At 35.0% G+C, this 14,072-nt stretch carries 9 protein-coding genes; 6 read left to right on the forward strand and 3 right to left on the reverse strand.

Annotated features, from left to right (window positions below; translation table 11 throughout):
* Positions 1-23: 23 nt before the first annotated feature.
* A complete protein-coding gene (locus L3049_RS13035) occupies positions 24-503 on the forward strand; it encodes an NADH-quinone oxidoreductase subunit NuoE family protein (protein WP_275110250.1) in 480 nt (159 codons plus the stop codon).
* Positions 504-675: 172 nt separating this feature from the next.
* On the opposite strand, the gene L3049_RS13040 is transcribed toward L3049_RS13035, so the two are convergent.
* The gene (locus tag L3049_RS13040; protein ID WP_275110251.1) at positions 676-1,686 is read right to left on the reverse strand and encodes a Kelch repeat-containing protein; all 1,011 of its coding nucleotides are present in this window, start codon (positions 1,684-1,686) and stop codon (positions 676-678) included.
* A gap of 266 nt (positions 1,687-1,952) precedes the next feature.
* On the opposite strand from L3049_RS13040, the gene L3049_RS13045 reads away from it, so the two are divergent.
* The 4 genes from L3049_RS13045 to L3049_RS13060 all read left to right on the forward strand — a co-directional run bounded on the left by L3049_RS13045 (position 1,953) and on the right by L3049_RS13060 (position 6,674).
* Complete coding sequence (locus L3049_RS13045; RefSeq protein WP_275110252.1) at positions 1,953-3,368, forward strand: DUF4270 family protein; 1,416 nt, start codon at positions 1,953-1,955, stop codon at positions 3,366-3,368.
* A gap of 31 nt (positions 3,369-3,399) precedes the next feature.
* Positions 3,400-4,680 (forward strand): BamG family beta-barrel-assembly machinery protein, encoded by a 1,281-nt coding sequence (gene bamG / locus L3049_RS13050; RefSeq protein WP_275110253.1) that lies wholly within the window; start codon positions 3,400-3,402, stop codon positions 4,678-4,680.
* A 171-nt stretch (positions 4,681-4,851) separates the two neighbouring features.
* The gene (gene hydG / locus L3049_RS13055) at positions 4,852-6,324 is read left to right on the forward strand and encodes a [FeFe] hydrogenase H-cluster radical SAM maturase HydG (protein WP_275110254.1); all 1,473 of its coding nucleotides are present in this window, start codon (positions 4,852-4,854) and stop codon (positions 6,322-6,324) included.
* A gap of 86 nt (positions 6,325-6,410) precedes the next feature.
* Positions 6,411-6,674 (forward strand): hypothetical protein, encoded by a 264-nt coding sequence (locus L3049_RS13060; protein ID WP_275110255.1) that lies wholly within the window; start codon positions 6,411-6,413, stop codon positions 6,672-6,674.
* 35 nt (positions 6,675-6,709) lie between these two features.
* Here the strand turns inward: L3049_RS13060 and L3049_RS13065 are convergent, their stop codons facing one another.
* On the reverse strand, positions 6,710-10,510 hold the full coding sequence (locus tag L3049_RS13065; protein ID WP_275110256.1) for a sensor histidine kinase: 3,801 nt from the start codon (positions 10,508-10,510) through the stop codon (positions 6,710-6,712).
* Positions 10,511-10,639: 129 nt separating this feature from the next.
* Positions 10,640-11,728 (reverse strand): [FeFe] hydrogenase H-cluster radical SAM maturase HydE, encoded by a 1,089-nt coding sequence (gene hydE / locus L3049_RS13070; protein ID WP_275110257.1) that lies wholly within the window; start codon positions 11,726-11,728, stop codon positions 10,640-10,642.
* 274 nt (positions 11,729-12,002) lie between these two features.
* On the opposite strand from hydE, the gene L3049_RS13075 reads away from it, so the two are divergent.
* Positions 12,003-14,060: an acetate--CoA ligase family protein gene (locus L3049_RS13075; protein WP_275110258.1), complete on the forward strand. Its 2,058-nt coding sequence runs from the start codon at positions 12,003-12,005 to the stop codon at positions 14,058-14,060.
* Positions 14,061-14,072 lie beyond the last annotated feature (12 nt).

The following is a 14,072-nucleotide window of genomic DNA, read 5'->3' on the forward strand; positions in this document are numbered from 1 at the left end:
AATTAATATAAGGAGTTTATATTATGGCAAAAATAAAATTAGCAAAAGACAAGATTGAAAAGCTTGTTGAAATTTGCAAATCATTTAATAATGAAGGCAGCGAGCTGATTAATGTACTTCATAAGGCGCAAGAAAATTTTGGTTATCTTCCTGCTGAAGTTCAAGAGGTTGTTGCTCGTGAGCTTGGAGTTTCTGTAGCACACGTGTATGGCGTTGTTACTTTCTATTCTTTCTTTACTATGGTTCCTATGGGTGAATTCCCTATTTCAATCTGTATGGGTACAGCTTGTTATGTGCGTGGTGCTGAGAAGGTCTTAGAAGAGTTTAAAACACAGCTTAAGGTGCCGATTGGTGAAACGACTGAAGATGGTAAATTTTCGATCTCATGCCTGCGTTGTGTAGGTGCTTGTGGTTTGGCTCCGGTTGTAACAATTGGTGAGCGTACCTATGGCCGTGTGGCTGCAGGTGATGTTGCTGACATTCTAAAAGAGTATCAAAACTAAATAATTGTTGATTCTAAAATAGAAACCTCCGACTAGCGTCGGAGGTTTTTTTTGTTTTCTATTTGAAAGAATGACGAATAATGTATGTTCTACTTTTAGTTTAAAGTGGGCTATTTATAGGCATAAAAAAAGCACTGCGAGATGCAGTGCTTTTATATTATTAGTATGACAATTAATTGTCATCATCAGTTTCATCCATTTTTGGGTTGAATTCCCACATGTCACCAAGGTAACCGCCACCAGCATTACCCGTAACGAAGAATCCTCTGTTGTTCAAAGTAAAGGCAACAGCATCTTCTCTTGCAGAAACTTCTCTCTCTAAAGAAGTTCTTTCAGTCCAATCATCTTTAGCAGGATTGTATTCCCAAACTTCAGTAGTGTAATTTCCATTTTTCCCAGTAGCAAGATATGCTCTATCACTAATAACAAAAGCAACCGCTTCAGCACGTTGAACATCTTCCCATCTGTTATCATCATCTAGGTATTCTTTTCTAGTCCATCCATTAAAGTCTGCACTAATTAAAGTTGGATCGTACTCCCAAACATATTTTAAACTTCCTGTTCCAGAAACAACATATGCTTTATCATTGATTACGAATGTTGCAGCATTAGCTGACTTTTCACCATCAAAAGCAATCTTTGACCATGTACCATTGTCAAATTTGTAAAAATCTTTAAGGTAGTTTCTATCTTTTCCGTCAAGGTAACCGTAACCTGTACCAACGTAGCCAACACCATTAATAGAGAATGAAATTGCATTTTGACGTGCAGTACCCATAAAATCAGGAGCTGGGCTCCATGTTTCAGCAACAGGATCAAACGCATAAAAATCAGCTAAACGATTATCGTCTTCATCAACTCCTAAGCCAACGTAAGCCATTTCTTTACCATCTACAATAGCTGTAAATGCAACAGCTTCTTTTCTTTCTGTTCCTGGGAAATCCGCAATCTTAATCCAACCAGACTGAATGCTATATTTGTAGAATTCTTTCAGGCAATCTTCACCATCATAACCAGTACCTACATAAGCGAAATCACCTACCACGAAGCTTACAGCTCCACCACGAGGACGTCCTTCGAATGAAGATCCTTTAATCCAGTTACCATCTAGGCCATTGTCACTACCACAGCCAGTGAAAAATAGAGATAATGCAAAAAATGCAAATAATAATCTTTGTTTCATGTGTTATGATTTTATCAATAATTAATTTGTTTTAATAGCAAAAATACATCGCTTTTTTTCTATATGACGACAAATATAAATAAAAATCAATAGGATTGGTTTTTCTCCACATAAAAATAAAGTGTCGTTTAGAAATTTTAACAATTATAATCACGATTTTTTATATACATTTGTCCGTTATCTGATATTTTGATTGAAATCAATTAATGATATTAGCTCATTATTTACTCTTTATTCACATGATTAGGAATCTGTATTTATTAAATATGAGAAAATTTAGTTTCATAATAATTGTTAATTTATTTGCCTTTTTAACGGCATGTGATTCTGATGGATTTCAGGAGCATGAAGTTGGGGATAGCTTGATTGATAAGTCAACTGAAGTTAGGTTGATTGATACCTTCACGATTGAGAGTTCAACGGTGAAAATGGATTCTGTTTTAACTTCAGGTCAAAACAATATTCTTTTTGGTAGTTATGAAGATGAATTCTTTGGACGCATTAGTTCGGATTTTTACGCTATTGTTGGTTTAGGAGGAACGTTTAGCTTAAAACAAGTTACTGTTGGAGAAAACTTAGAAAAGACACCCATTCGCTACGATTCATTAGTTTTTATTAGCTACCCGGATGGTAATTATATGGGCGATACTATACCGACGCAAAGTATGTCAATTCACAGGGTTACTGAAGAAATAGAAATTCCAGATGATCAAATTGGATTCTATGCACACAGTTCATTTCCTTATGATGAGGAGAGCTTAGGGAGTAGTGATTTTATTGCTAAGCCAATATCTCAATTCTTAGAGTATAGCGATGAAAAAGAGGCTGATGTTGAGATTGATGATCTAGGGATAAGATTTAATATGGAAGATGCCTTAGGTATGGATATTGTTCGAATGGTTAATGCTGAAAACGATACTATTAAATTTTCGGACAAATGGCTTAAATATTTGAATGGTGTTGTTTTAAAAGCAGGTGAGGATAATTCAGTTATGCTTTCCTATAACTTGCAAGCAGGAAGAATGAAAATGCGTTTGTATTATACCTATACCGCATATGAATTAAGTGGAACTAGAGATTTTCATGATTTTCCGATTATTGCATCATCCTTAAATTTCACAAATGTAAAGTCAGATTTTAGTTCCGCTCCATATGATTTAGATCAAATAACTGACGAGACTGAAGATTTAAGTTCTGAGGAAACAGGTAATTTGGCATTTATCCATGGTGGATTAGGTATGCTTACTAAAATTAAAATTCCTCATTTAGAAAGATTAAACACTGTTGGTTTAACAGGAGGTGTTCTTAGAGCAGAGTTAAAATTTTATCCAAAAGATGAGAGTTTTGATGATGATATATTCAAATTGCCAACATTACCATTTACACTGTATCAAACAGATAAGCAAAATCAAATTTTAACACAATTGGTAGGTTCCACAGGATCAGCTGCAAGTTCAAATTATGTTGAGAACAGAGATAATCAAGATGAATCTTTTTATTCTTTTGATGTTACTAGCTATGTTAACAGTGTATTAGCAAACGGTCAGGAATTTGATGATGCACTTTTACTAACACTACCAATATCTAGTTTAGGTGTTTCAATGGATCGTTTAATCATTGAAAATGAAAGCGATTCAGATTTTAGAATTCGTCTTAAAACAACCTACGTAGTACAGAATTAATAATAAAAGAATCAATTTAATTACAATATATATGTGGAGCGTAAGCATGATTAAGCCTTTTAATTCTACAAAAAAACTAATTGCAATATTAAGTTTCGCATTGTTATTTGTGACGACTAATGCATTTGCTCAAAATAATACTAGTTCAACCTACTCCTATTTTGGATTAGGGGAATTAATGCAAAATTCTAACGGGCAAACGATTGGTCTTGGAGGAACAAGTTTAGCTTACAAAGGTGGAAGTGTTCTGAATCTTGATAACCCTGCATCTTTGAGCCAGATTGATAGTTTGAAATTTCATTTTAATATTGGATCAGTAATTAAATTTACACGATTGAATCAAGGAAATGACCATGATGTAATTAATGACTTTAATTTGTCACGAATTGCTTTGGGATTTAAAGTTTCTCCTAGATATGCTACTGCTTTTTCTATTGCCCCATATTCAGGCTTAGGTTACGAAATCACAAAACGTGAAAAAGTTTTGGGAGATGAGACCTATGTAATTCGATCATTAAAAGGAACTGGAGGATTGAATCAGTTTATGTGGTCGAATGGAGTTAAGATTACAAATGATTTATCTTTAGGAGTAAATGGAATCTATATTTTTGGAAATAATACACGTACTGAGAGTGTTGTTATAGAAAATGGTGGAACCAATGTATATATCAATAATTCAGAATTGATTTCCAAAGGTTTATATTTTAATGTAGCTGCACAGTATGCAATAGATTTTGGTAATTATGCAATTACAGTAGGAGGTAAATATCAACCTAAAATCGGTGTAAATGCTAAACAAAAAGTGGTGATTACAAATTCAAATGATCTTGTTGAACGCTACAGTGATGAGGATGATGGAGATTTCGATATGCCAGAATCGTATAGTGTTGGATTCGGTTTAAATAAAAGTAAACACTTATGGATTGGTGGGGATTATCAGTATGAAAAATGGAGTGATACTGAAATTTTTAACGAAAATAATGAATTTGTAGATCGTAATAAATTTAGTTTTGGTGTTGAGTATAATCCTAATGATGGCTATGCTCGAAAATTTCTACAACGATTATCATATCGCTTGGGTAGTTTTTATGATACTGGATATATAAAAGTCGAAGACAATAAAATTAGTTCGATGGGTATAAGCGCTGGTCTTGGTATACCGATGGCTCAAGGAAAAGGAATGATTAACTTAGCTGTGGAATTTGGTACTACAGGCACATTAAATAATAACTTAGTACGTGAAGACTTTACCCGAATTACAATTGATGTTAGTTTATTCGAACGTTGGTTTCAGAAGAGAAAATATAATTAGATCGACAATTACAATATTAAAAAGTCTGAAACATTCGTGTTTTCAGACTTTTTTTTTATTCCTAAAAGTGTAAAAAGAATATAATAGATCTTAAACTCTAAATTATTATTGAATCAAAATAATAATGTTTAATTTTGCTCTGAAAACTAACAATATACATGAAGATGGAGGATGAGTAATTCTCTGTTTTTAGACAATACAGCGCAAAACATGAAAATGATTTATAAACCTCAAGAGTACAGAATTAAAGATGAGAGGATGAAGCCTTTTATTGATGAATCTGAAATTTGGGAGATATTAGATTCAGCTAAACCTACTCAAGAGGATGTCAGAGCTGTTATTCAAAAATCATTGGCTAAAAACCGCTTAAGCCTTCAAGAAACAGCTCTTTTATTGAAAACAGAGGATCCTGAATTAATTGAAGAAATAAAAGCAGGTGCTCGTTCTTTAAAAGAGAATGTATATGGCGATAGAATTGTAATTTTTGCTCCGTTATACGTTGGGAATAAATGTGTAAATAATTGTACTTACTGTGGATTTCGTGCTTCTAATAAAAAACAAAAGCGTACGACATTAAATGAAGTTCAGTTGCGTTCAGAGGTGAAATCATTGGAGGATAATGGACAAAAGCGTTTAATTCTTGTTTATGGGGAACACCCGATGTATGATGCAGATTTTATTGCCGATTCGGTTCGTACTGTTTATTCGGTAAAATCTGGTTCAGGAGAAATTCGCCGTGTAAACATTAATGCTGCTCCACTTGATGTTGAAGAATACAAAAAGGTTAAAGATGCTGGTATTGGAACCTATCAGATTTTTCAGGAGACCTATCATAGAGAAGCCTATGCCAAATATCATTTAAGTGGGCAAAAGAGTGATTTTGACTGGCGATTGACTGGTTTAGATCGTGCTCAGGAAGCTTTAATTGATGATGTGGGTATTGGAGCATTATTTGGCTTGTATGACTGGAAATATGAAGTTTTGGGCCTTCTTCGTCATGTAAATCATTTTGAGGCATGTTATAATGTTGGACCACACACAATCTCTTTTCCAAGAATAAAAGCTGCTTCTGACTCGACTATTGACCCAAAATTTGAGGTTAGTGATGAAGATTTTGTTCGTTTGGTTGCTATTCTTCGATTAGCAGTGCCATATACAGGTCTGATTCTTACGGCACGTGAAACGAAAGAGCTTCGCGAAGAAGTAATCAAGTTAGGTGTTTCTCAAATTGATGCCGGAACAAATATTCAATTGGGAGGCTATTCGGAAGAGAGTCGTGAAGAGCAAAAATTAGATCACGAGCAATTCGAAATTGGAGATACAAGAAGCCTGGGAGAGGTGATTGATGAATTGTTGGATAAACAATATTTACCCTCGTTCTGTACTGCTTGTTATCGTAAGGGAAGAACTGGAGAGCATTTTATGGAATTTTCGGTTCCAGGATTTATCAAACGTTTTTGTACTCAAAATGCTATTTTGACTTTGGCCGAGTATCTTGAAGATTATGGTACGGAGGAAATGAAAAAGAAAGGCTATGATTTGATCACGGTCAAAATTGATGAGCTTAAAGATTCGCAAAAAACGGAAGACTTGCAAAAACGACTGGAGATGGTTAAGCAAGGTGAGCGTGATCTTTACTATTAGACTTTAAACTTTAATTTTCTTTTTTAAGGGTGAAATGTTTTTTGTAACTTGTTGCTAGTCCTTTTGATTACTCTAAATTTCGGTTTATGGAAACATCAGCAATTTGGATATTTGGTGTATTAATTCGCGACAAGGAGAAGGAAGATGGTTGTGTGCAAAAAATTCTTGTGCGATATGCAGATTCTATCAAAACTCGTTTAGGCTTATACGATGTAGAACATCGGGATAGTCATCCTCAAGGCTTACTATTAATTCAGGTAATAGGTTCCGAAAAAGAAATGGATTTATTCGAAAAAGAAATCTATATGATTGAAGGTGTTGAAATTCAACACATGATGTTTGAATCGTAATGAATAAGGAAAAGTCCGATAATATCGGACTTTTTTTATATTACTTTTTTAAGGTCGATATAAAAATGAGCTCCTTTCCCAGGTTCACTTTCACACCATACTTTTCCTTGCATGGCATCAATGTATTTTTTAACAATAGATAGGCCTAATCCGGTGGATTTTTCTCCTGCTGTTGGTTTCGCGCTTAAGACTTGAAATTTACCAAAGAGTTTTTTCTGATCTTCAATAGGGATTCCAGGGCCTTCATCGCTAACTACTGATCTAATTAAATCTCCTTCTTCCCATATTTTCACGTTTATGTTTTTATTTAAAGGAGAAAATTTGATGGCATTTGAAATAAGATTTTCGTATACCTGTGTCATGTAATTGCGATCTACAAGAGCATAAGCATCATTAACATCGAGTTCAAGAGTGATCTGTTTTTGTTGTAAATGATTTTTGAAATTTAGATTGACAATCTCTATCAACTTTTTGAGGTTTGTCTTTTCTAATTGTAAATTAATGCTTCTAGACTCAATCATTCCAATGTCAAGAATATTTGAGATCATATCGTTCATCCGTAAAAGAGCTTTTAACATGAAATTGATACTTTCTAAATCTTCAGGATTATTAGTTCCTTCTATTTGCGATTGCAAGTGTTCTGTTATCGAAATAGTAGAGGTTAGAGGATTTTTTAAATCATGAGCAATGATTCCTATCAAATGATTCTTTTCATTGTTTAGTTCAGTTAATTCATTGTTTTTATTCTCGATTTGCTCCTTCTTTATTTTTACATCTTTGTTAACCTTTTGCAATCTTTTGGTTTGTGTCTCAATTTTTCGATAAGCTTGAGCATTTTCTATGGCAATGCTTGCATATACAGCAATGTTTTGCAGAAGGGAAAGATGATATTCTTGGAATGCTTTTTTTGCGAAACTTTGAACCGTAATTACACCATTTATCTTGCCTTTTATTCTTAATGGCAGGTAAATTACAGATTGGGGAGTACCTGTTTTTTCTACTGGGATTAATTTTGTGATGTATTTGTGATATTCATTTTCCAAATCAGTAATAAACAGTTCTTTATCATTGTTAAAGCAGTATACGGCTAATCTGGTTTCATCTTCTAAAGCAAATGTGACTTCATCGAGGTTTAACCCATCTTCTTTTATTCTAGGGAATACCAAGCAATTGTTATCTTTTTGGTAGATTCCTATACCAAATATAGAAGCATCCATCAGTTCATTTACAGATTCGTAAACGGTATCTATTATTTTCTCAATAGATAGACTTGCAGTGACAGCTTTTCCGATATCATTTAAATGAATCAAATTCATATATGATTTTTGAAGTCGATGAGCCTGTTGTAAGATTTCATCCTTTTGATTCTGTAGTACGCTATTTTTAGATTCAATTTCTGTATTCTGAATACTTATTTCTCTTGTTTTTTCTTGTACAAGCTTTTCAAGTTCTTCTTTTTTTTGTTTGATATTTTTGATCCGAATTCGAATAATAAAATAAATTGTGAGCCCAATAAGGAGGAGTCCAATAAGTTTAGCCCAAATGGTATTCCACCAAGGAGGAAGGATTTCAAAAGGATACTCATAGGCATTTGGGGTCCATATGCCATCGCTATTCGAAGCCTTAATTTTAAAATTGTAATTGCCAGGTGGAATTCTTGAGTAAATGGCTTCGCTTTTTGAACTTACTGGAGACCATGCTTGATCCAAACCTTCCAATATCCACTGATATTTGACTTTTTCGGGTGATTTATAGCTTAGAGCTTCAAAGTTGAAGCTTAGGTGGTGCATATCGTGTGTTAATTTTAAATCTTGAGGTAAGGGGAACCATGGATTAACACCACATAAGCATTGACTGTATTTTGCATCTCTCCAATTAACTTTCTTGAAGAATAACTTAATGTCAGTAAGTTGTATTGTTGGAGGAGTTGGATTTATTAGATCTTTACTAGGATTAAACATCATTGCTCCGTTAACCGTTCCAAACCACAAGTTTTTGTTTGCATCAATATAATTACACCCACCATTGTTTTCTATTCCAATAAATCCATCGTATTTGTTGTAATTTCGAATAGATGAGATCTCACCAGATTTGGTATAGGTTATTTTGTCAACACCATTTTGTATGCCAGCCCAAATTACACCATCTTCATCTCTTAAAATAGAATAAATTATGTCAGAGGTGAGGCCTTCATCTGTTGTGATGTAGGTCCAATCTTTGCCGTTCCAAATGTTAATACCACCACTAAAGCTAGCTGCCCAAATTCTTCCAAGCTTGTCTTCAGTAACCTGCATTATCCAGTTGTAGTTTAATCCATTAGTGTCATTAAAATTCACAACCTTTTCTCCATCAAACATCGAAAGGCCTTGAAAGTGGCAAAACCAAGCTCTGTTTTTAGAATCAATAAAAACATTGGATATAAAATCGACTGCTAATCCATGACTTTGAGCGGTGATGTGGGTTCTTTTTTGATTTTTATCGATATGCATTACTCCAGCTCCACGAGTTGATAGCCATAAATCTCCTTGGTCGGTTTTTAGTATGTTTGAAATCCCGGTACCGTTAGGAAGGCCATATTGCCTAGAGACCTCTCTGAATGAACTTCCATTAAATTCAAGAAGACCACTAAAACTAGCCATAAGAATTTTACCGTTTTTTAATTCAAGAAAATCCCTAACATCTAAAAGACCATTATGATCTTGTGGAGTATAAGCTTTCCGAATATTTTTCTTGAATTCGATAATTCCTTTACCTGTAATACTAAACCAATACCGATTTTTGCTGTCTTGATATATGGCTCTAACAATATTCCCATCGATATCATTAGAGAAATCTAAGGATAGAAATTTATTGTTAGCGTATTGGATTAGGCCATTTCCTCTGGTCGTTAACCAGATATTGCCAGAAGAGTCTTCAACGATGGTATTTATAAAAGGGGTTATCAGACCTTTGTCAGCATCAATTATGTAGCTCTTTGTTCCATTAACAATTGCAACTCCTCGGCCATTTATACTAACCCATAATTTTTGATCCGAATCAAGTGTGAAATTTCCAATATTCATTGGCGATATTCCATCAGGCAAATTTACTTGTGTAGGTTTGCCATTTTCCATTTTGAATATTTGCGATCCGAAGCCTGCAATAAAGATTCGAAACCAAATTTCATTATTAATATCTTGAAGAACAGGTTGAATTATATGACCGTTAAATTCAATAAAATCGTTGTATGTAGATTTTGATAGTATTTCGTTTTCGTAGGAATAAAGACCATTTCGAGTGGTAATGAATAAAGTGTTTTGGCTGTCAAGAAAAATGGATAGAATGCGATTATTGGTGATAAGTTCTGGTTTTTCTTTACCAAAATCGTAAAACTGGCCATTTTTAAAGTACATCAGAATGGGCGTATTCTGATTAACCCCAAGTGCCCAGATTTGTTTTTTGTCATCTTCAATAAGCTGAAAATAAATAGCATTTGGTAAGCCATCTTTTTGATCGTAATTTCGAAAAGAGACACCATTAAATTGAGAGATACCAACGCTGGTTCCAATCCATAAATTGTCTTTTTTATCTTGTATTAGTGATCTAATATTATTGTCTGCAAGTCCATGTCTTTTGGTGTAAGAAAAGAATTCTTTGCCATTAAATCGCGTAATGCCTCCACCATTTGTCCCTAGCCATAAATTGCCTTTTTTATCTTGTATTAAACTAAAAACTTCAGATTGAGGCAGTCCTTCTTCAAGAGAGTAGTTCTTGAAGTTGTACTCTTGTGCTACTGTCGGATTTTTTTGAATCAGACCTAAACAAAGGATTAGAAGAAGGAATTGTAAATGTTTCATGTACGAAAAATTCATGTTGCCAGAATTTATTTAAGGTACAATTTTTTTAGACCAATTAAAAGCATTCTAAATAAGCTGGAGTGTTTTTTTGCTGAAAAATGGGATATAAAAAAAGCGGCTTAAGCCGCTTTATTTGTTCTGTCTGTTTTTAAAATGTTTTGAATCTCCCCATTGACCATATCCAATTTCACCATCAGCCATATTGATTCTGGCTTCCATGCAGTTTGTACAATCATCAGCACCTTCATCAATACAAGGCTTGTTCTGGTACAATAAATAGTTAGCTCTTTCCTGAGTAGGTGTAATGTTTGGCATGATAATGTTCGCACCAATCTTTAAGGCTTTTTCTCTTCCTAAAGGATCAATGGCTTGAAGAGCAGTAGCTGAAGCAATATTAATATCTTTCATGATGATACGAAGAACTGCAATCATTCTAAGTGTAAGTCTAAATCTATCATTCAGGTTCATTAAACCATCTTTGTGTTCATAAAGAGGTGTTTGATCATGCTCAATGAAAGGACCCATACCGACCATATCAATATCAAATTCCTTCATAAAAAGGATGTCGTTAGCTAGATCTTCATAGGTTTGAAACGGAAGTCCAATCATAACACCAGTTCCTGTCTGGTAACCTATGTCCTGTAAAGATTTTAGACATTTCAAACGAGTCTGATGTGAGTGTTCGTCGTTATCAGGATGTATTTTGCTGTATAATTTGGGATTGCTCGATTCTACACGAAGTAAGTAGCGGTGTGCACCAGCATCAAACCATTTTTTGTATGTTTCTTCGCTTTGTTCTCCAATGGAAATGGTAATACCAAGTTCGTTATTGCTAAGCTTCTTAATCTCCTTAAGTAGATTCGTAATTCGATCTACAAAAGCTGAATCGGAACGTTCACCTCCTTGTAAAACCATAGAGCCATAATTGTGTTCGTGGGCAAATTTGGCTGCTTTTAGAATTTGATCGTCAGCAATGTCGTATCGGTCTACCTTCGGGTTGCCAGCTCTAATTCCGCAGTATAAGCAATCTTTTTTACAGATGTTTGAAAATTCAACTAATCCACGAAAGTGCACGTTTTTACCAATGTTTTCCAACTTAATTTCAGAGGATTTAACGAACAAGGCCTTCTCTTCATCGTCTTTCGATTGTAACAATCGAATGATATCATCTTTTGAAAATTGATCTTGTAATAAGATCTGTTCTATTTTTTTACTCATTGGGAATTATTAGCTTTTAATTCGTCAGCAAAATTACAGATAAAAATTAAGCTTTTAATGTTAGCTGTCGAAAAATGGATATTAGCACTTTAAACTCCGAAATTAATACTTTTTGCAATCGTTTGAAAGAAAAATTTCTTGTTAAGCCTTTGTAAGACTTAAGTTTTCGCGTAACGCGTTGTTTTACTTACAGATTGTTTGCAAAAATCATGATTTTCGCAACAGATTATTACTATATTTGTCGCAATTCGTAAAATAATAAAAAACACATACAATGATAAACGAACAGTTATTAAATCCTAAAAGTATTGTTGTTGTCGGAGGTTCTGACGATGTACAAAAGCCAGGTGGTAAAGTTTTGAAAAACCTTATCGATGGTGATTTTAAAGGAAACCTATATGTTGCTAACCCAAAGTTAGACGAGGTTCAAGGCGTTAAATCATATAAAAATCCTCAAGATTTACCTGAGGTAGATTGCGCTATTCTTGCAATTGCTGCTAAATATTGCCCACAAACTATTGAGATGTTGGCAAAAGAAAAAAACACACGTGCATTCATCATTCTTTCGGCTGGATTTAGTGAGGAGAACGAAGAAGGTGCTGAGTTAGAAAGACAAATTGTTGAGACTGTAAATTCAGTAGGTGGTGCTTTAATCGGACCAAACTGTGTTGGTGTTTTAAATCCTAACTATAATGGTGTTTTCACAACGCCAATCCCATCTTTAGATCCTAAAGGATGTGACTTTATTTCAGGTTCGGGTGCGACTGCTGTATTTATTATGGAGTCTGGTGTACCAAAAGGACTTTCTTTCTCAAGCGTATATTCAGTTGGTAACTCTGCACAGATGGGTGTTGAGGAAATTATCAAGTATATGGATGAGAATTACGATCCAGCTACATCAAGTCCCGTTAAATTATTATATATCGAGAACATCGATAAGCCGGAGATGTTGTTGAAGCACGCTTCTTCTTTGATCCGCAAGGGATGTAAGATTGCGGCTATTAAATCTGGTAGTTCTGAGGCTGGTTCTCGTGCAGCATCTTCACATACTGGTGCCTTAGCTAGTCCAGATGTTGCGGTAAATGCATTATTTAAAAAAGCGGGTATTGTTCGTTGTTCAGGTCGTGAAGAGTTAGCTACTGTAGCTTCTATCTTTATGCATCCTGAGTTGACAGGTAAGAATATTGCTGTTATTACTCACGCAGGTGGACCAGCAGTCATGTTGACTGATGCACTTTCAAACAATGGTCTTGATGTACCACATATCGAAGGGCCTAAGGCTGATGCTCTTCTAGAGAAACTTTACGGAGGTTCTTCTGTATCAAATCCAATCGATTTCCTGGCGACAGGTACAGCTCAGCAATTGGGGGATATCATCGATGCTTGTGAGAATGACTTCGATAATATCGATGCCATGGCTGTTGTATTTGGTAGCCCCGGATTATTCCCGGTTTACGATGTATACGACTTATTGGACGAGAAGATGAAGCAGTGCAAGAAGCCTATTTATCCAATTCTTCCATCAGTAATCAATGTGAAAGATGAAATTGAGCATTTCTTGGCAAAAGGAAGAATCAATTTCCCGGATGAGGTTGTATTTGGTGATGCCTTGGCCAAGGTTTATAACACGCCTAAGCCAGAGCCAGAGAACGTTGTTATGCCTGAAGTTGATAAAAAAGCAATTCGTTCGATTGTCGATGAGGCTGATAATGGCTATTTAAGTCCGGAGCAAATTCACAATTTGTTAGACGCTGCAGGTATTGCACGTGCTAAGGAAGGTGTTGCTGATACTGAAGAAGAAATCGTTGCTTTGGCTAAAGAAATTGGTTTCCCATTGGTAATGAAAGTTGTTGGACCCGTTCACAAGTCAGATGTAGGTGGTGTCACTTTGAATGTGAAAGATGAAGCAACTGTTCGTTCTGAGTTTAAGAGAATGATGCAGATTAAAGATACTTATGCAATCATGTTGGCTCAGATGTTGAGCGGTACTGAGGTGTTCATTGGTGCGAAGCGTGAAGAGAAATTCGGGCATATGGTTCTTTGTGGATTAGGCGGAATCTTCATCGAAGTATTTAAAGATGTGAAAGCTGCTTTAGCTCCAATCTCAGTTGAAGAAGCTCATGAAATGATTCAAGGATTACAGTCATACGGTATTATTCAAGGTGCTCGTGGACAAGAGCCGGTAAACGAAGAGAAATTTGCAGATGCAGTTTCTCGTGTTGCTGCTTTAATGACTGTTGCTCCGGAGATTTTCGAAATGGATTTGAATCCACTTCTAGGATCGAAAGATGCTGTAGTTGCTGTTGATGCTCGTATTAGAATTGAGAAATAGTCCCGAAATTAT

Source organism: Labilibaculum sp. DW002 (genome assembly GCF_029029525.1).
GTDB classification, from domain to species: domain Bacteria; phylum Bacteroidota; class Bacteroidia; order Bacteroidales; family Marinifilaceae; genus Paralabilibaculum; species Paralabilibaculum antarcticum.